The 17,591-nt window shown below is 63.6% G+C and carries 19 protein-coding genes; 17 read left to right on the top strand and 2 right to left on the bottom strand.

The features are described 5' to 3' along the window. Window positions 1-124: 124 nt before the first annotated feature. The 17 genes from hisF to RMO95_RS18140 all read left to right on the top strand — a co-directional run bounded on the left by hisF (window position 125) and on the right by RMO95_RS18140 (window position 14,888). Window positions 125-883, top strand: a complete 759-nt coding sequence (hisF, locus tag RMO95_RS18060) for an imidazole glycerol phosphate synthase subunit HisF (RefSeq protein ID WP_310452053.1) — start codon at window positions 125-127, stop codon at window positions 881-883. Window positions 884-885: 2 nt separating this feature from the next. Next, window positions 886-1,278 carry a phosphoribosyl-AMP cyclohydrolase gene (gene hisI, locus RMO95_RS18065; RefSeq protein ID WP_409574973.1) on the top strand — a complete coding sequence of 131 codons (393 nt, stop codon included), beginning with the start codon at window positions 886-888 and terminating at the stop codon, window positions 1,276-1,278. Continuing rightward, window positions 1,275-1,601, top strand: coding sequence for a phosphoribosyl-ATP diphosphatase (locus tag RMO95_RS18070; protein WP_310452055.1), 327 nt, complete (start codon window positions 1,275-1,277; stop codon window positions 1,599-1,601). Before hisI ends, RMO95_RS18070 begins: the two co-directional genes overlap by 4 nt. After that, window positions 1,601-1,963: a histidine triad nucleotide-binding protein gene (locus RMO95_RS18075; RefSeq protein WP_310452056.1), complete on the top strand. Its 363-nt coding sequence runs from the start codon at window positions 1,601-1,603 to the stop codon at window positions 1,961-1,963. Before RMO95_RS18070 ends, RMO95_RS18075 begins: the two co-directional genes overlap by 1 nt. An 86-nt stretch (window positions 1,964-2,049) precedes the next feature. Next, a complete protein-coding gene (tatA, locus tag RMO95_RS18080) occupies window positions 2,050-2,283 on the top strand; it encodes a Sec-independent protein translocase subunit TatA (protein ID WP_310452057.1) in 234 nt (77 codons plus the stop codon). Between the two features lie 98 nt (window positions 2,284-2,381). Beyond that, entirely contained in the window at window positions 2,382-2,780 is a 399-nt protein-coding gene (gene tatB / locus RMO95_RS18085; RefSeq protein WP_310452058.1) for a Sec-independent protein translocase protein TatB, read from the top strand. Next, window positions 2,780-3,598 carry a twin-arginine translocase subunit TatC gene (tatC, locus tag RMO95_RS18090; RefSeq protein ID WP_310452059.1) on the top strand — a complete coding sequence of 273 codons (819 nt, stop codon included), beginning with the start codon at window positions 2,780-2,782 and terminating at the stop codon, window positions 3,596-3,598. Before tatB ends, tatC begins: the two co-directional genes overlap by 1 nt. A 10-nt stretch (window positions 3,599-3,608) precedes the next feature. After that, complete coding sequence (locus RMO95_RS18095; RefSeq protein ID WP_310452060.1) at window positions 3,609-5,066, top strand: sigma 54-interacting transcriptional regulator; 1,458 nt, start codon at window positions 3,609-3,611, stop codon at window positions 5,064-5,066. A gap of 229 nt (window positions 5,067-5,295) precedes the next feature. Beyond that, window positions 5,296-6,486, top strand: a complete 1,191-nt coding sequence (locus RMO95_RS18100; RefSeq protein WP_310452061.1) for a substrate-binding domain-containing protein — start codon at window positions 5,296-5,298, stop codon at window positions 6,484-6,486. 113 nt (window positions 6,487-6,599) lie between these two features. Beyond that, entirely contained in the window at window positions 6,600-7,373 is a 774-nt protein-coding gene (locus RMO95_RS18105; protein ID WP_310452062.1) for an ABC transporter ATP-binding protein, read from the top strand. A 119-nt stretch (window positions 7,374-7,492) separates the two neighbouring features. Next, window positions 7,493-8,227: an ABC transporter ATP-binding protein gene (locus tag RMO95_RS18110; RefSeq protein ID WP_310452063.1), complete on the top strand. Its 735-nt coding sequence runs from the start codon at window positions 7,493-7,495 to the stop codon at window positions 8,225-8,227. Window positions 8,228-8,237: 10 nt separating this feature from the next. Beyond that, window positions 8,238-9,260, top strand: coding sequence for a branched-chain amino acid ABC transporter permease (locus RMO95_RS18115; RefSeq protein WP_310452064.1), 1,023 nt, complete (start codon window positions 8,238-8,240; stop codon window positions 9,258-9,260). Between the two features lie 4 nt (window positions 9,261-9,264). Next, a complete protein-coding gene (locus tag RMO95_RS18120; RefSeq protein ID WP_310452065.1) occupies window positions 9,265-10,341 on the top strand; it encodes a branched-chain amino acid ABC transporter permease in 1,077 nt (358 codons plus the stop codon). Continuing rightward, window positions 10,338-11,141 carry an enoyl-CoA hydratase/isomerase family protein gene (locus tag RMO95_RS18125; RefSeq protein WP_310452066.1) on the top strand — a complete coding sequence of 268 codons (804 nt, stop codon included), beginning with the start codon at window positions 10,338-10,340 and terminating at the stop codon, window positions 11,139-11,141. The genes RMO95_RS18120 and RMO95_RS18125 overlap by 4 nt, the downstream gene beginning before the upstream one ends. Before the next feature lie 266 nt (window positions 11,142-11,407). Continuing rightward, on the top strand, window positions 11,408-12,937 hold the full coding sequence (locus tag RMO95_RS18130; protein WP_310452067.1) for an AMP-binding protein: 1,530 nt from the start codon (window positions 11,408-11,410) through the stop codon (window positions 12,935-12,937). After that, complete coding sequence (locus tag RMO95_RS18135; protein ID WP_310452068.1) at window positions 12,934-13,833, top strand: MaoC/PaaZ C-terminal domain-containing protein; 900 nt, start codon at window positions 12,934-12,936, stop codon at window positions 13,831-13,833. The genes RMO95_RS18130 and RMO95_RS18135 overlap by 4 nt, the downstream gene beginning before the upstream one ends. Further along, the gene (locus RMO95_RS18140; RefSeq protein ID WP_310452069.1) at window positions 13,830-14,888 is read left to right on the top strand and encodes a 3-oxoacyl-ACP synthase; all 1,059 of its coding nucleotides are present in this window, start codon (window positions 13,830-13,832) and stop codon (window positions 14,886-14,888) included. Before RMO95_RS18135 ends, RMO95_RS18140 begins: the two co-directional genes overlap by 4 nt. Window positions 14,889-15,017: 129 nt before the next feature. Here the strand turns inward: RMO95_RS18140 and RMO95_RS18145 are convergent, their stop codons facing one another. Together RMO95_RS18145 and RMO95_RS18150 are read right to left on the bottom strand one after the other, a co-directional pair. After that, window positions 15,018-16,328: a phosphodiesterase gene (locus RMO95_RS18145; RefSeq protein WP_310452070.1), complete on the bottom strand. Its 1,311-nt coding sequence runs from the start codon at window positions 16,326-16,328 to the stop codon at window positions 15,018-15,020. Next, on the bottom strand, window positions 16,325-17,521 hold the full coding sequence (locus RMO95_RS18150) for an HD-GYP domain-containing protein (RefSeq protein ID WP_310452071.1): 1,197 nt from the start codon (window positions 17,519-17,521) through the stop codon (window positions 16,325-16,327). Before RMO95_RS18150 ends, RMO95_RS18145 begins: the two co-directional genes overlap by 4 nt. Between the last annotated feature and the right edge of the window lie 70 nt (window positions 17,522-17,591).

The following is a 17,591-nucleotide window of genomic DNA, read 5'->3' on the forward strand; positions in this document are numbered from 1 at the left end:
CAGCCGGCTGCGGCGGCGCACCGCGTGCGGTGCGAAACCCCGCCTCGCCCCCTCACGGGGGGCTACTGATCGGCTCGCTTCGCTCGACTAGCACCGGTCGCTCCGAACGAGTTATTTCAAGTTAATGCTCGCCAAACGCATCATTCCCTGTCTCGACGTCAACGCCGGCCGCGTGGTCAAGGGCGTCAATTTCGGCGAACTGCGCGATGCCGGCGATCCGGTCGAGATCGCGCGCCGCTATGACGAGCAGGGTGCCGACGAACTGACCTTTCTCGACATCACGGCCAGTTCCGATGATCGTGACATCATTCTGCACATTGTCGAGGCGGTCGCCTCGCAAGTATTCATTCCGCTGACGGTGGGCGGCGGCGTGCGCCAGGTCGAGGACGTGCGCCGGCTGCTGAATGCCGGTGCCGACAAGGTCAGCATGAACACTGCGGCGGTGAACAATCCACAATTGGTGGCCGATGCCTCGGCCAAGGTCGGTGCGCAGTGCATCGTCGTTGCCGTCGATGCCAAGCAGACCTCGCCCGGCCGCTGGGAAGTATTCACCCACGGCGGGCGCAAGAACACCGGGCTCGATGCCATCGAGTGGGCATGCAAGGTCGAGAGCCTGGGTGCCGGTGAAATTCTGCTGACCAGCATGGACCGCGACGGCACCAAAGCCGGCTTCGACCTGCCGCTCACCCGGGCGGTCGCCGAGGCGGTGGGCATTCCGGTGATTGCCAGCGGCGGCGTCGGTACGCTGCAGCATCTGGCCGACGGGGTCACGATCGGCAAGGCCGATGCGGTACTGGCGGCGAGCATTTTTCATTATGGCGAATACACCGTGCGCCAGGCCAAGGAATACATGAAGAGCCGCGGCATCGAGGTCAGGCTGTGAGCGTGCCGCACAGCAGCCAATGGCTGGACGAGGTATCGTGGGACGCGCAGGGCCTGGTTCCGGCGATCGCGCAGGACGCGGTGACCGGCGAGGTGCTGATGTTCGCCTGGATGAATCGCCAGGCGCTGGCCCTGACCGCAGAAACCGGCCACGCCGTGTATTGGTCGCGTTCGCGCGGACGCCTGTGGCACAAGGGCGAGGAGTCCGGCCATACGCAGAGGGTGCTGGAGTTGCGCGTCGATTGCGACAAGGATGTGGTGCTGTTGAAGATCGAACAAAGCGGCGGCATCGCCTGCCATACCGGCCGGCGCAGCTGTTTTTTCAACCGGCTTGAAACCTCGGGCTGGCAGGATGTAGAGCCCGTCCTCAAGGACCCGAAGGAGATATACAAGTGATTGATCTCGAAGTCATGCATCGCGTTCAGGCGACGCTGCTCGAACGCAAGGGCGCCGCGCCGGATTCTTCCTACGTCGCCAGCCTGTACGCCAAGGGCACCGACGCGATCTGCAAGAAAGTGGCCGAGGAAGCCGCCGAGACCATCATGGCGGCCAAGGACGGCGACCGACTGCATCTGGTGCGCGAGGTCACCGACCTCTGGTTCCACAGCATGATCCTGCTGACCCAGTTCGGCATCGGCGTCGATGACGTGATGGTCGAGTTTCGCCGGCGCGAGGGGATATCGGGGATCGACGAGAAGAACAGCCGGAGACCGGAATAATGAACGACTGCATTTTTTGCAGGATAGCGCGCGGCGAGATTCCTGCGAAGAAGATCTACGAAGACGAGGAAATCTTCGCCTTCCACGACATCAACCCGATTGCGCCGGTGCATTTCATGATCGTGCCCAAGCTGCATATCGCCTCGCTGATGGAGGCCGACATGAGTCACCAGATGGTGCTCGGCCGCATGTTGGCCAAGGCCAACGAACTGGCCAGGGGCCAGGGGCTCACCGAAGGCTTCCGCACCATCATCAACACCGGGCGGATCGGGCATCAGGAGGTGTATCATCTCCACGTTCATATTCTGGGCGGCCCCGAGCCCCTGGGATCCATGCTAAAACGAAATTTCAGTGCAGGCTAACGCCGGCTTTATTGGCGTTAAGCGTAGCGGCCGTAACTAAAGCGCAAGGCGCCTTGAGAATTCACTGGGCGCGAGGAGAAAACATAATGGGTTCATTCAGTATCTGGCATTGGCTGATTGTTCTGGTAATCGTCATGCTGGTGTTCGGCACCAAGAAGCTGCGCAACATGGGGTCGGATCTCGGCGGCGCGGTAAAGGGTTTCAAGGACGGCATGAAGGAAGCCACGGCCGATAAATCCGCCGACAAGCCAGCCGAGCCGCAGCAGGTTAGCGGCCAGACGATCGACGTCGAGTCGCGGCGGGAGCAGACCAAATCCTGATTCAGGGCGTTTGCGTTCTGCCGACTTCTGCCCTCGGCAGCTAGTCGGCGACGCCACTCTCCGCTCCATTCCGTTAATCTAAAGTTCCCAGCGCAGCCATGTTCGACGTCGGTCTTACCGAGTTGATGGTCATTGCCGTGGTGGCGCTGGTCGTCATCGGCCCGGAGCGCCTGCCCAAGGTTGCGCGCACGGCCGGGCATCTCCTTGGTCGTTTGCAGCGTTATGTCAGCGACGTCAAGGCCGACATCAATCGCGAGATGCAGCTCGATGAGCTGAAAAAGCTTCAGCAGCAGATGACCGATCAGGTCACGAACCTGGAGGCATCGGTGACTCACGAAATGCGCGAAGTCGAATCCTCGGTCAACCAGGCGATCGAGCCTCTGGCCACGGATGCCGCCGTCTCGTCAGCGCCAACTCTTGAGGCGGCAGTCGAGTCCGGGGCAGCGCCAGCCGCCGAACCTGCGCCAGCAGTCATCGCCGAAACAACAAAATCCTGATGGCCGAAGAACAGGAGACATTTTTCTCGCATCTGGTCGAGTTGCGCGACCGCCTGATCCGCATTGTCATCGCGGTCGGCGTGGTTTTCGTACCCCTGGCCTTCTTTGCCCGCGAGCTGTACTCGGTGCTTGCCGCGCCGCTGCTGGCAACCTTGCCCGCCGGTGGCCAGATGATCGCCACCGATGTGGTCGGCGTTTTTCTGGTGCCGATGAAGGTCGCGTTGGCAGTGGCCTTCCTGGTGGTTCTGCCTTACGTGCTGTATCAGATATGGGCCTTTGTCGCGCCTGGCCTTTACGCCCATGAGAAGAAGCTGGCGATGCCGCTTTTGGCGGCCTCGGTGATATTGTTTTTCATCGGCATGGCCTTCGCCTATTTTGCGTTTTTCCCGATGGTATTCGGCTTCATGGCGCAGTTCGCGCCGGAAGGCGTGGCCTGGATGACCGACATCGAGAAGTACTTTTCCTTCGTCCTCACCATGTTCCTCGCCTTCGGCGTCACCTTCGAGGTGCCGGTGATCGTCATCGTGCTGGTCAAGATCGGCGTGGTCGATGTGGTCAAGCTGCGCGAGTGGCGGCCCTATGTGATCGTCGGCGCCTTCATCGTCGGTGCGGTGTTCACGCCGCCCGACGTGATTTCGCAGTTCATGATGGCGGTGCCGCTGTGGCTGCTCTATGAAATCGGCATCATACTGGCGAATCTCATCGTGCGTCCGGCTGCGGTCGCCGCAGGCGCGTCGGATTATCGACCGCCTTCCGACGCAGAAATGAACCAGGAGCTTGATCGCGCAGAGCAGCAGGCGCGCGACCAGCAGACCTGAGCACCGACCCGTGGCGAGGCAGGTTCCCGCGCGGCTTTCCAGTGACGCCGAGGTTCGGGCGCTCGCCGCCTCGTCCCTGGTCAAGTTGTTCGACAGCCTTTACGAAGGGGCCGTGGTCATCGACCAGGACGGCCGCATCACCTGGATCAACGACAAGTACAAGGCGCTGATCGGCTGGAATGGCAGCGAGCCGATCGAAGGCCGTGCCATCGAGGAAGTGCTGCCCAACAGCCGTTTGCGCCAGGTGATGGAGACAGGACAGGCGGACCTGCTTGACGTTCTGACTCTCGGGCGGCGCCAGATGGTGGTGTCGCGCATTCCTCTGCATGGCGAAGCCGGCAACGTGATCGGCGCCCTGGGCGTGATCCTGTACGACCGACTGCAAGCGCTGAAGCCGATCGTCTCCAAGTTCCAGCAGATGCAGACGGATCTCACCACGGTGCGCAAGCAACTGGCGGACGGACGCCAGGCCAAGTATCGCTTCAGCCAGTTCATCGGCGCCAGTCGCCTGGCGGTGGACACCAAGGAACTGGCGCGCCGCGCCGCGGAGCGCGAAGGCGCGGTGCTGCTGCTGGGCGAGACCGGAACCGGCAAGGAACTCCTGGCCCATGCCATTCATGCCGCGAGCCGGCGCGCCGAAGGGCCGCTGGTAAGTCTTAACGCGGCGGCGATTCCCGAAGCCCTGCTGGAGGCCGAGCTGTTCGGCGTCGAGCCGGGCGCCTATACCGGCGCCGGAACCAAGTCGCGCAGCGGCAAGTTCCAGTTGGCGGACGGCGGCTCGCTGTTTCTCGATGAAGTCGGCGACATGCCGCTGGCCCTGCAGCCGAAGTTGCTGCGGGTTCTGCAGGAAGGCGAAGTCGAACCCCTGGGCGGCAACCAGCTGCGCGCCGTCAATGTCCGCGTGATCGCCGCCACCAGCCGCGATCTCAAGGCCATGGTGGACACGGGAAGTTTTCGCGCCGACTTGTACTACCGGCTGAACGTTCTGCCGATTCGTTTGCCGCCCTTGCGCGAGCGGCGCGAAGACATATCGATGCTGTGCGAAACGCTGCTGGAGCAAATTGCCGAGCAGGGCGGCGAAGCCTCCTGCACGCTGGCCGCCGATGGCCTGGCGCGCTTGATAGCCTACGACTGGCCGGGCAACGTGCGCGAACTGCGCAACGTGCTCGAACAGGCGATGGCGCAGTCCGACAGTCGCCGTCTCACCGGCGCCGACTTTCCGATGCTGCCGGAAACCCCGGTGACCGTTGCGTTCGACCCGGCCGGGACTGTGGCGAATTCACTGGAGCCACGCGTGCGTCCTTTGCGCGAGGCGGTCGCCATGGCCGAGCGCCAGGAAATCATGCGGGCGCTGGAAGCCACGGGCGGGGTCAAGCTGCATGCGGCGAAGCTGCTGGGAATCAGCCGCGCACAGCTTTACGAGAAGTTTGCCATCCTTGGCATCCTGTCCCAGGAAACAGACACCTGATTGCTTGTCCTGTTTTCCGGACACTTTTAAAAATGCAATAATTTCAATCGATTATGTTAATTAATCGATTTTCGTGTCCGGGTATCAGGACAGTAAGAGCTCAATCAAGCTGCCTGGATATCGGTTATATATATGACTTGCCAGTGTTTCATGGGGCTGGCACATCTCCTGCATAAGCTAAAGCCGAACCCGTTCGCGCGGGCATTACTTCAATAACGGAGGACCGGACATGAAATTCAAGAAATTGGCTTTTGCATCCCTGGCGACCATGGTGGTCACCCTGACCGCCCCGGTCAGCGCCCAGGAGCTCAAGATTGCCCTCATCGCCGGCAAGACCGGCGCCCTTGAAGCCTATGCCAAGGAAACCGAAGCAGGTTTCATGATGGGCCTCGAGTATTTGACCAAAGGCACCATGACGCTCAACGGGCGCAAGATCAAGGTCATCGTCAAGGACGACCAGAGCAAGCCGGACCTGGCCAAGGCTGCCCTGGCCGAAGCCTATGGCGACGACAAGGTCGATATCGCCGTCGGTACCACCTCGTCGGGCGCGGCGCTGGCGATGCTGCCGGTGGCCGAGGAGTACAAGAAGGTCCTGATCGTCGAACCGGCCGTGGCCGACGCGATCACCGGCGACAAATGGAATCGCTACATCTTCCGCACCGGCCGCAATTCCACCCAGGACGGTCTGGCTGCCGCGGCGACCCTGATGGGCGACGTCAATGTCGCCTTCCTGGCGCAGGACTATGCCTTCGGCCGCGACGGCATCAAGGCCTTCAAGGAATCGCTGGCGGCCGTGAAGAGCAAGGCCAAGGTCGTGCATGAGGAATACGCGCCGCAGAACGCGACGGATTTCACTGCCTCGGCGCAACGTATTTTTGATGCGCTGAAAGACAAGCCGGGCCGCAAGATCCTTTCCATCTACTGGGCCGGCCCCAACCCGCTGACCAAGATCGCCGACATGAAGCCCGAACGTTACGGCATCGAACTGTCCGCCGGCGGCAACATCCTGCCGGTCATGAAGGGCTGGAAGAATCTGGCCGGCATGGAAGGCAGCATTTACTACTACTACGCTTTTCCGAAGAACGCGATGAACGACTGGCTGGTCGCCGAAAACCAGAAGCGCTTCAAGCAGCCGCCGGATTTCTTCACGGCAGGCGGTTTCGCCGCGGCCAGCGCCGTGGTGACGGCATTGACCAAGGCCGGCTCGAGCGACACCGAGAAACTGATCGCCGCCATGGAGGGCCTGTCCTTCGATACTCCCAAGGGCAAGATGACTTTCCGCAAGGATGACCACCAGGCGATGCAGCCGATGTTCCACTTCCGCATCAAGAAGGCTCAGGCCAACGAGTGGGACCTGCTGGAATTGGTGCGCGAGTTTCCGGCCGCCGAACTGCCGGTTCCGGTCAAGAACAAGCGCTGAAGGACCGGCACTGGGGGCGGGCCTGGCCCGCTGCTGCGCGCAGGGCCGGAGTCGATTTGCTCCGGCCCGTGTCCGAGGCTTGCCATGATCGCCCTGGTGAATTCATTTTTTCCATGAACAACGAACATCCCGTCCTGTCAACGCACGGCCTCAGCATCCGCTTCGGCGGCCATGTTGCGGTCAACAATGTGAACTGCGAATTTCGGCCGGGAACCCTGACCGCGATCGTCGGGCCCAATGGCGCCGGCAAGACGACCTACTTCAACCTGATGTCGGGGCAATTGCCGCCGACCTCCGGCACGGTGCGGCTGTATGGCCAAGACGTCACCCACCTCGGCGCGCCGCAGCGGACCAAGCGCGGCATCGGCCGCGCCTTCCAGCTGACCAACCTGTTTCCCAACCTGACCGTGCTCGAAAATGTGCGTCTGGCGGTACAAAGCCGCGCCGGACTCGGCCTGAACATGACCTCGATGTGGGCCAGCCATGTCGAACTGATCGAGAAGGCCGAGCATTTCCTGCATGTCACCGCGCTGACCGAGCGCCGCCATGAGCTCGCCTCCGCCCTGTCGCACGGCGACAAGCGCAAGCTCGAAATCGCGATCCTGCTGGCCCTGGAGCCCGACATCTTCATGTTCGACGAACCCACGGCGGGCATGAGCGTGGACGAAGTGCCGGTGGTGCTCGACCTGATCCACCACATCAAGGCCCAAGGCGACAAGACCATCCTGCTGGTGGAGCACAAGATGGACGTGGTGCGCTCGCTGGCCGACCGCATCATCGTGCTGCACAACGGCTATCTGGTGGCCGACGGCGATCCGGCCGAAGTGATGGCCTCGCCGATCGTGCAGGAAGCCTATCTCGGCACGGGAATGGCCGACCATGTGTGAGCTTTTCCCCCATCCCCTTTTCCGGGAAAAGGGGCGATCACGGTTCAGCAACGGTCTTTGCAAGACAGCGGCTTCCAATTATTTGACTTCATGGCGCCTTCGGGCTGCCGGGCGGCGCCATGTCTGAACCCTTGCTGCAACTGGAAGGAGTGCATACTCACATCGGCCAGTATCACATCCTGCAGGGTGTCGATCTGCTCGTGCCCAAGGGCGGCATCACCGTGCTGCTGGGACGTAACGGTGCCGGCAAGACCACTACGCTGCGCACCATCATGGGCCTCTGGCATGCCTCGCGCGGCAGCGTGCGCTTCGCGGGCGGTGACATCACGCAGAGTCCGACGCCCGAGATTGCCTGCGCCGGCATTGCCTACGTGCCGGAGAGCATGAGCATCTTTTCCGACCTGACGGTACGCGAAAATCTGTTTCTTGCGGCGCGCGGCGTCAAGAGCGCGGACCAGATGGACGAAGCGCGCCTGGAATGGATTTTCGGCTTCTTCGGCGCGCTGAAGAAATTCTGGAACCAGCCAGCGGGAACCCTGTCCGGCGGCCAGAAGCAGATGGTGGCGATCGCCCGTGCCATCGTCGAGCCGCGGAAGCTGTTGCTGATCGACGAGCCGACCAAGGGTCTGGCGCCGGCCATCATCCAGGGCATGATCGCCGCCTTCCGCGAGCTCAAGCAGACCGAAACCATCCTGTTGGTGGAGCAGAACTTCAGCTTCGTCAGCGCGCTGGGCGACTCGGTGGCGGTGATGGACGGCGGACGCATCGTGCATTCCGGATCGATGGCCGAACTGACGGAAGACCGGGATCTGCAGCACAAGCTGCTCGGCCTGTCGCTGGACACTCACCAATAGGAGCGGACATATGACGACGATATCGAACGTCGCAGCGCAGGACTCGGCCCTGCCCAAGGTTCGCGTGGACCTGCTGCCGCTGCTGCTGGTGCCGGTGCTGGCGTTGCTGATGCTGCCGCTGATCGGCAGTTTCCCGACCTGGGTGACGTTGACCGTGGCCGGGCTCGCCATGGGCATGATGGTGTTCATGATGGCCAGCGGCCTGACGCTGATCTTCGGCCTGATGGACGTGCTCAACTTCGGCCACGGCGCCTTCGTTTCGGTCGGCGCCTTCACCGCGACGCTGGTGCTGCTGCCGATGAAAAGCTGGGTCGAGGCCGACTCGATCCTGTTGAACCTGTCGGTGCTCGGTCTCGCCATTTTGCTGGCGATGCTGGTCACCGGCCTTCTCGGCTGGGCCTTCGAGCGCATCATCATCCGCCCCGTGTACGGCCTGCACCTCAAGCAGATCCTGATCACCATGGGCGGCATGATCGTCGCCGAGCAACTGATCCACGTCATCTGGGGCGCCGAGCAGATTCCGTTGCAACTGCCGACGACCTTCCGCGGCGCCTTCATCATCGGCGATGCGGCGCTGGAAAAATACCGCCTGATCGCCGTCGGCGTCGGACTCACGGTGTTCGTCACCATGTTCCTGGTGCTGAACCGGACCAAGGTCGGCCTGCTGATCCGCGCTGGCGTCGAGAACGGCGAGATGGTCGAGGCGCTGGGCTACCGCATCCGGCGCCTGTTCGTCGGCGTATTCATGGCGGGCTCGGCGCTGGCCGGCCTCGGCGGCGTGATGTGGGGCCTCTACAAGGAGACCCTGACGGCGGCGATCGGCGGCGAAATCACCGTGCTGGTGTTCATCGTCATCATCATCGGCGGCCTCGGTTCGGTCGGCGGCTGCTTCATCGGCGCCATGCTGGTTGCATTGATCGCAAACTATGCCGGCTTCCTTGCGCCCAAGGTCGCGCTGGTATCCGACATCCTGCTGATGGTCACGGTGCTGCTGTGGCGGCCGCAGGGTCTCTATCCCGTGGCCAAGCGCTGAGATCATGATCAAGACCCTGCTCTCCAGTGACCTGCCGCGCAGTCGCCTGCTGTCGGCGCTGCTGCTGGTGGTGTTGTTCGGCCTCGCCCTGGCGCCCTTCCTGTTCCCCGGTGCGCGCTCGCTGAATGTCGCGGCCACCATCTGCGTCTTCATCGTGCTGGTCGCCTCTTACGACCTCTTGCTGGGCTATACCGGCATCGTCTCCTTCGCCCACACCATGTTCTACGGCATCGGCGCCTATGGCGTCGGCCTCGCCCTGCACAGCATGGGCCCGAGCTGGTGGGCGATCTTCGTCGGCACGGCCGGAGCGCTCTCTCTGTCGCTGGTGCTGGCGCTGGTGATCGGTCTGTTCTCCTTGCGCGTGCGGGCGATCTTCTACGCCATGATCACGCTGGCCGTGGCCTCCGCCTTCGCCGTGCTGGCCTCGCAGCTGTCCGATCTCACCGGCGGCGAGGACGGCCGCACCTTCAGGGTGCCGGAAATCCTGCAGCCGGGCTTCCATTTGTTCGAGGGCGAAATTCTCGGCCGCGCCATCGACGGCAAGCTGATCACCTACTACCTGGTGTTCTGCTCCGCCTTGGCGCTGTTCCTGTTCATGCTGCGCATCGTCAATTCGCCCTTCGGCCGCGTGCTGCAGGCGATCCGCGAAAATGATTTCCGCGCCGAAGCGCTCGGTTACCGCACCGTCATTTACCGCACCCTGGCCAACTGCCTCGGCGCGCTTGTCGCGACCCTGGCCGGCGTGTTGATGGCGCTCTGGCTGCGCTACGTCGGACCCAAGACCATGCTTTCCTTCGAGGTCATGACCGACATCCTGCTGATCGTGGTGATCGGCGGCATGGGCACCGTCTATGGCGCGGTGATCGGTTCGGCGCTGTTCATCCTGATGCAGAACTACCTGCAGGTCTTGATGCGGGAAGCGTCGGACGCGATGGCCGCCGTGCCGCTGCTGGCCAACCTGTTTCATCCCGATCGCTGGCTGCTGTGGCTGGGCGTGCTGTTTGTGCTCTCGGTGTATTTCTTCCCCACCGGCATCGTCGGCCGGCTGAGGACCAGGGCGGCCGTGCGGAGACCGCGATGAGCCTGGTGCGGGTCGAACGTGCCGATGCCGTGGCGCGAGTGGTGCTGTGTCGGGTGGGGATGCAAAATGCCCTGGTGCCGGAACTGCTGGCGGAACTGCTGGCCGCGCTGGCCGGGTTGAAGGACGATGCCTCCTGCCGCGCCGTCGTGCTGGCGGCCGACGGCCCGGCTTTTTCGATCGGCGGCGACATGCGCCGCTTCCGGCGCGAACGCGAGCGCGGTGAGCTGCGCGCTTACGGCGAAGCCCTGGTCGGGCAGTTGAATGAAGCCATCCTGGCCCTGATCGACCTGCCGCAGCCGGTAGTGGCCGCGGTGCATGGCATCGTCACCGGTGGTTCGATCGGCCTGGTACTGGCCGCGGACCTGGTCATGCTCGCGCCGCAGGTCGTGTTCAAGGCGCACTACGCCACCGCCGGTTTCGGCCCCGACGGCGGCTGGACCGCGCTGGTCGGCCGTCTCGCCGGGCGCCGGCGGGCGGCGGCTGCGCTGCTGCTGAACCGCAGCATTCGCGCCGAGGAGGCGGTGGCCTGGGGCCTGGCCAACGAGATCGTGGCGGCCGAAGCTTTGCAAGAGGCTGCGGCGGCCGCGGCACGCAAGATCGCGGCCTATCCCGCCGGCACCCTGCGCGCCGCAAAAGGGCTGCTGTGGGGCGATCGCGCACAGCTCGCGGCAGACCTCGCGGCTGAGCGCGCCTGCTTCGTCGAACTGATCGCCGCGCCGGAAGCCGTGGCCGGCGTCGATGCCTTCCTGCGCGACTTCGCCAGCTACCCCGATGCACCGGATAAGAGCCTATTTCAGTAGGAATCATGCCCCGCGTTGAGACCAGGATCGGATGGATGCAAGGCGCAGTGCGCGGCCAATGGTTGTTCCATTGGCAAGCGCTGCAACGCCGCAGACGCCGATCCTGGTCTCAACCCGAAGGGCCGCCGGGTGCTGGGCGCGCTGCAGCGTTGTCGGTCGCTTGCATGGATGGACCATGCCGCACTCCCTCCGCCTTGCATCGCATCCCAGCACCCGGCGGCGCGGGGCATGATTCCTACTGAAATAGGCTCTAAGGAGGACGCCAAATGTTGATACCCGACTGGTTGGCAAAGCATGCCGCACAGTTTCCGCAGCAGGTCGCCCTGGTCGATCTGCACAGCAAGCGCTCGGTCAGCTACGCGCAGCTCAACGAACGCGCCAGCCGTTTCGCCGAGTTCATGCGCGAGCGCTGGCAGATCCAGCCCGGCGACCGGGTCGTGGTGCTGGCGCACAGTTCCTCCGACTACGTCGAGATGCTCTACGGCTGCGGCAAGCTCGGTGCCATCATGGTCTGCCTCAACTGGCGTCTGGCGCTGCCCGAGCTTTCCGGCATCGTGGCCGACGCCGAGCCGGCGGCGATCGTCTGGGGCGAGGAGTTCGAGCCAACCGGTGCCGCGCTGGCGGATGCCTGCGGGCTGGCGCGGCGCATGGTCACCGGTGTGCCGCGCGGTAATGTCGCCGGCTATGAGGCCGCGCTGGCCGCGATGTCGGGCGCCAGCATCGAGATGCCCTGGCGCAAACACGAGGACGTCTGGTACCTGCTGTACACGGCCGGCACCACCGGCAAGCCCAAGGGCGTGCTGCAGACCTGGGGCATGGCCTTCACCAACGCGGTCAACGGCATGCTCGCGGTCGGCCTGCAGCGCGAGGACAAGCTGCTCTCGGTGCTGCCCTACTTCCATACCGGCGGCCTCAATCTCTACATGAACCCGATGATCATGGTCGGCGGCACCACGCTGATCATGCGCCAGTTCGACGTGGACCAGACCATGGAACTGCTGGAGAACGAAGCCACGATCATGTTCGGCGTACCGGCGATCTACCTGTTCCTGAGCCAGCATCGCCGCTTCGCCAGCGCCAACTTTTCACGGGTGCGCAACTGGGCCTGCGGCGGCGCGCCGATTCCGCGCACCCTGCTCGAGCAGTACCTGGCCAAGGGCGTCACCATCTGCTTCGGCTTCGGCATGACCGAAACCGGGCCGACCGTGTTCCTTACCGACGAGGCTACGGCGCGCAGGAAGGTCGGCACGGTGGGCAAGCCGGTGATGTACGTCGAGGGCCGGGTGGTGGATTCGGCCACGCGCGAGCCGCTGGGCGCCAACCAGCGCGGCGAACTGCTGCTGCGCGGCCCCGGCCTCACGCCCGGTTACTGGCGCAATCCGGAGGCGACGGCCAAGGCCTATGCGGACGGCTGGCTATGCACCGGGGACATCGCCTACTTCGACGAGGAGGGCGACTACTACATCGTCGATCGCTCCAAGGACATGTACATCTCGGGCGGTGAGAACGTCTATCCGGCCGAGGTGGAAAACGTCATCTTCCAGATGGAAGGCGTCGCCGAAGCGGCGGTGATCGGCGTCCATGACGGCAAGTGGGGCGAGGTGGGCAAGGCCATCGTCGCCCTGAAGCCGGGCGCGCAGGTGACGGCCGAACAGGTGATCGCGCACTGCAAGGCCAGGCTGGCCGGCTTCAAGGCGCCCAAGCATGTGGTGTTCGTCCCTGCCGTGGCGCGCAACGCCGCCGGCAAGCTGGACAAGCCGACGCTGCGCCGGCAGTTTGGCGATGTTGCGCAATGACGACTGCGAGCAGTTGTCAGCGCGTCCTGCTGCAGGCCGATTTTGACCGCTTCGCCAGGCTCACCGGCGACGACAATCCGATCCACTGCGATCCGGCGTTCGCTGCGAAAAGCCATTTCGGCGCGACCGTCGCCCATGGCATGCTGCTCTACAGTTGCATCTGCAAGGCGCTGACCGAACAGGTCGGCCCGGGCGTGGTGCAGATGGAGCAGACACTGATGTTTCCCAATCCGACCTATGTCGGTGACCGGCTTCGCATCGATCTGCAGGTCGATGTGGAAAGGGGTGGCTTGCTCGATATCCTTACCGAGGTCACGAAAGTTGGCGCTGGCGATGCGGCGCTTGCGACCGCCACGGGTCGTTGCCGGGTCGTCGCGCCGGGAGCCACCTTGCCCACGATGGCTCCTGCACCGCACCCGGTAGAGCTGGGCGATGCCGAACTCCATGGCCTGCGTCCCGGCATAAGCGCCAGCAGCACCCGCAGCTTCAGTGCCGCCGATCTCGACGAATACGGCGATCTGAGCGGCGACCGCAACCCGATTTTTCGCGACGACGTCGAAGCGCAGATGCGCGGCTTCAAGTCCCGCATCGTGCCCTGGCCGCTGCTGGCCGGCATGTTCTCCGATCTGCTCGGCACGCGCCTGCCGGGACGCGGCACGGGCTGGATGAAGCAGCAACTACGCTACCCGTCGGCCGCATATCCGGGCGAGGCGCTGACCGCGACGGTCTGCATCACGCGGCTGCGTGCGGATAAGGAACTGGTCAATCTGGCGACCCGGGTCAGCGCCGCGGATGGCCGCGTGGTCTGCGACGGCGAGGCCTTGGTGCTGGTGAAAAATTTGGAAAACAAGCTGGAAAACAAGTTGGAAAGCAGGTCGGGGCAGGGATTCGCATGAACGACGTCGGCATTCTCGGCTATGGTCTGTATCTACCGGCGCAGCACATGAGCGCCGCCGACATCGCCGCGGCGACGCAGGGCCGCTGGTCGGCGGCGGCGGTGCGCGACAAGCTGGGCATCGTGCGCAAGACCGTTCCCGGCAGCGAGGACGGCACCCAGGAGATGGGCGCCCGCGCCGCGCTGGACGCGCTCGCGCGCTGCGACCTCGATCCCATGGAAATCGATCTGGTCCTGTGCATGGGCGAGGAATGGAAGGAGTATCCGCTGACCACCTCGGCGATCCACATCCAGGAGCGTATCGGTGCGCGCCGCGCCTGGGGCATCGATCTGCAGCAGCGCTGCAACACCACGCTGGCGGCGATCAAGATCGCCAAGGACATGATGATCGCCGATCCGGATATCGCCACCGTGCTGATCGTCGGCGGCTATCGCAATGGCGATCTGATCGACTACACCGATCCCGATGTGTCCTTCATGTACGACCTGGCGGCGGCGGGCGGTGCGCTGATTCTGCGGCGCGGCCTGGGCCGCAACATCGTGCTCGGCAGCCACATCATCACCGACGGTTCGTTCTCGCGCGACACCGGCGTGCGCTACGGCGGCATCGTGCAGCCGATCGAGTCCCTGCCGGAGGAGACGCTGAACCAACTGCGTGCACGCGGCAACCGCAGCCTCGGCGTGTTCGACGTCGAACACATGAAGACTGGCCTCAACGAAGTTTCCATGCCCAACTGGCTGGCCTGCATCGACCGGGCACTGGAAAAGAGCGGGGCGACGCGTGCCGACATAGATTTCCTCAACGTGCTGCACTTCAAGCGCTCGATGCACGGCGACATGCTGACAGCGCTTGGTCTCGCGCCCGGGCAGTCGGTGTATCTGGAAGACTACGGCCATGCCGGGCAGGTGGACTTCATGGTTTCGCTGCATGAGGGACTGCAGCAGGGGCGCCTGAAAGATGGCGACCTGATGGTGGCCATCGCGGCGGGGATCGGCTACGTCTGGGGCGCGACCGTGGTGCGCTGGGGACCGACCGATCTCAGCGGCCGTGAATAAATCTACTGCGCGACCGGATTGCTGCGTTGCTCATTCGCTCACTCCTCGCCTATCCAGTTGATATGTCTCGTCGTTCGCTCAATCGCGCCTTGCACTCCGGCCTGCTCGCTACGATTTCTTCACAGCCTCTCAGCCTTCGTTGAATCCGAAACGCTCGACGAATTGCTGCGGTTCGAGCGCGGGTCCCTTGAAATCGGCCTGCATGTAGTCGCAGCCGAGTTCCTTGAGTCGGGCCGCCGCCGCTTCGTCGGCGACGCCGACGGCCACCACGTCCAGCCGCAGGAGGTGAGCCATGGCGATCATCGACTGCAGGATGTGCTCGGACTTCGGTGCGCCGGCCAGGTCGCGTGCCGCCGAAACGTCGATCCTGATTTCCTGAAACGGCATGCTGGAGAGTCCGAACAGCGATGATATGGTCATGCCCGGATCGTCGATCGACAGCTTTACGCCGAGTTCCTTCAGGCGACCGAGCGTCTCCCGCGTAATCGCTTCTTCGCCCAGTATCGAAGTCTCCCCGATTCCCAGAATCAGCGTACCCGGCCGCCTGCTCCAGGTGCCCAGCGCACGCTGCACCACGTCCAGCAGTTCCGTATGGCGCAGCGCACGGGCCGGCAGCTTGACGCCGATGCGCAAGTCCAGTCCTGCGCTGTAGCGGAATTCGGACACATTGCGCAGCGCACGATTCAGGATCGAGGAGACCAGATCGGCGACCTTGTCCGCCGCGTCTGCCGCGGCGAACGCCTGCTCCGCATCGATCATGCCCAGCGTGGGATCGCGCCAGCGCAGCAGGCCTTCGGCACCCATGACCTGACCCCGGCGCAGATCGTACTGGGGCTGAAATACCAGTTCGAGCGCGTCTTCCGAAACAGCCGTGCGCAGGCGATTCTCATAAAGGAGCTTCGCTGCCGCCGAGTTGTCGCAGTCGTCGGCGTGGTCGGCGACGCGGCCCGGCAGTTCCCGGGCGCGGGTGCAGGCGCTCTTGGCCCTCTGCAACAGGGTTTCCGCCTGGTCTCCGTGCTCCGGATACATGGCGATCCCGATCGCCGGGCTGGCGTAGATTTCCTCCTCACCGATCCAGAACGGCATATCCAGCGCGCGCAGCAGTTTCTTCGCCGCCAGTAGCGCCACGGCAGGTCCCTCGACGGTCGACAGGACGCAGGCAAAATCGTCCCGGCCCAATGCGCCAACCAGATCGTCCGGTCGCAGCACGTCGATACGCAGGGAGGCGGCGACACGGTTGCGCACGGCATCGCCGATCTGGTAACCCCACACGGCATCGATGCGGCTTATCACGCCGCAGTCGATGACCAGCACCGCCAGATTCCCGCCGTCGGACTGTCTTTTCTCGACTATCCCGCGCAACGCCTCCAGAACCCCGCTTGCCCCGGCAACCGAGTGGTTATCCGCCGCTGGGGGCTCTGCGGAGCCTTCCTCGCTCACAGGAACAGCTCTCGCGGATCGATCTTGACGGTGCCGTACTCCAGCGAACGCTGAATCCGGTAGGGCTCGCCGGGCCGGACCTTGGGATCCTTCATCAGGTCGAGCATCTTGTAGGGCACCAACGGGTCGCCCTTGGCGTCCCTGACCACCATCAGGCGCGGTTGCATGCGACGCACCATGTTCTGGGCAATCACGATGGCGACTTCGCCGCTGTTCAGTTCGACCACGCTGCCGACCGGGAAAACCCCGATGCACTGGATGAATTGTTCGACCAGCGCCGGGTGGAAGCGCTTGCCGCGCTCCTTGTAGATGAGGCTCAGCGCGTTTGCCGGAGACAGGTTTTCCCCGAAGGGTCGCGGCGCCGTGAGCGTATCGAAGCTATCCACGATGCCCGCGATCAAGCCCGACAGGGCAATCGCATCCCCGCGCAGTCCGCGCGGATAGCCGCTGCCGTCGAAGCATTCGTGGTGCAGGGAAGCAAGTCCCGGCAGTTCCGGGGGAAGGCCGGGCGTGTCGCTGAGCGTACGCACGGAATGGTTCACATGCGTCTTGTACAGTTCGACTTCTTCCGCATTCATGGGGCCGCGCGCGGCAAGTTGGGCAGGCAGCTTCAGCTTGCCGACGTCCTGCAGCAAACCCAGCATGCCGAGCATTTGTATTCGGTCCGGCGGCAGTTGGAGGAAGCGCCCGAAAATGGTCATCATGACCGAAATCCCTACGGCGCGGCTCAGGGCTTCGCCGCCTTTCTCCTGCAGCTTGATCAGCAGTGCCATCGCATCGGGATTGCGCACGACGCTTTCGGTGATCTGTGCAGCCGCCTCATGCGACCGCGAACTGTCGATCGCATTGCCGATTTCGACCGCGCGAGCAAGTTCCCGTACGACCACGGTCGTGTTCGCGTAGGCATTTTGCGCCTTGGGCAATTCGGCCTCGACGCTCGCCACTTCCTTATAAACGGTAGTGCCGCGGACTTTCGCCAAGTCCTCGGCGGTGACGCGGCCAAGCTCCCGCCGCTCCTCCTTTTCCGGGTCGATGTAGACGTGCTTGCAGTACTTCTTCAGGACATCGAGTTGCTTGTCGCTTTTCAGGACAAAGCCCTGAAATACGAAGGGAGTTTCAGTCCAAGGTCGATCCAGTTTGGAGATGTACGCCCCAAAAACGAGTTGGTCGACAGGTATTTCCCGGAGTTCCATACGGCTAAATTATATTGCCTAGGTGAGAATATTTCTCCGCCTCTCTGCGTTGATACAGCAAGGATGACAC

The sequence above is a fragment of the Sulfuritalea sp. genome, assembly GCF_031426875.1.
Lineage (GTDB): Bacteria > Pseudomonadota > Gammaproteobacteria > Burkholderiales > Rhodocyclaceae > Sulfuritalea.

Bases quoted from the DNA above. Each gene is read 5' to 3' on its own strand.
- tatA (WP_310452057.1), top strand. From the start codon at position 2,050: ATGGGTTCATTCAGTATCTGGCATTGGCTGATTGTTCTGGTAATCGTC.
- RMO95_RS18130 (WP_310452067.1), top strand. From the start codon at position 11,408: ATGTTGATACCCGACTGGTTGGCAAAGCATGCCGCACAGTTTCCGCAG.
- RMO95_RS18075 (WP_310452056.1), top strand. From the start codon at position 1,601: ATGAACGACTGCATTTTTTGCAGGATAGCGCGCGGCGAGATTCCTGCG.
- tatB (WP_310452058.1), top strand. From the start codon at position 2,382: ATGTTCGACGTCGGTCTTACCGAGTTGATGGTCATTGCCGTGGTGGCG.
- RMO95_RS18125 (WP_310452066.1), top strand. From the start codon at position 10,338: ATGAGCCTGGTGCGGGTCGAACGTGCCGATGCCGTGGCGCGAGTGGTG.
- RMO95_RS18135 (WP_310452068.1), top strand. From the start codon at position 12,934: ATGACGACTGCGAGCAGTTGTCAGCGCGTCCTGCTGCAGGCCGATTTT.
- RMO95_RS18115 (WP_310452064.1), top strand. From the start codon at position 8,238: ATGACGACGATATCGAACGTCGCAGCGCAGGACTCGGCCCTGCCCAAG.
- hisF (WP_310452053.1), top strand. From the start codon at position 125: ATGCTCGCCAAACGCATCATTCCCTGTCTCGACGTCAACGCCGGCCGC.
- tatC (WP_310452059.1), top strand. From the start codon at position 2,780: ATGGCCGAAGAACAGGAGACATTTTTCTCGCATCTGGTCGAGTTGCGC.
- RMO95_RS18120 (WP_310452065.1), top strand. From the start codon at position 9,265: ATGATCAAGACCCTGCTCTCCAGTGACCTGCCGCGCAGTCGCCTGCTG.
- RMO95_RS18140 (WP_310452069.1), top strand. From the start codon at position 13,830: ATGAACGACGTCGGCATTCTCGGCTATGGTCTGTATCTACCGGCGCAG.
- RMO95_RS18100 (WP_310452061.1), top strand. From the start codon at position 5,296: ATGAAATTCAAGAAATTGGCTTTTGCATCCCTGGCGACCATGGTGGTC.
- RMO95_RS18110 (WP_310452063.1), top strand. From the start codon at position 7,493: ATGTCTGAACCCTTGCTGCAACTGGAAGGAGTGCATACTCACATCGGC.
- RMO95_RS18105 (WP_310452062.1), top strand. From the start codon at position 6,600: ATGAACAACGAACATCCCGTCCTGTCAACGCACGGCCTCAGCATCCGC.
- RMO95_RS18150 (WP_310452071.1), bottom strand. From the start codon at position 17,521: ATGGAACTCCGGGAAATACCTGTCGACCAACTCGTTTTTGGGGCGTAC.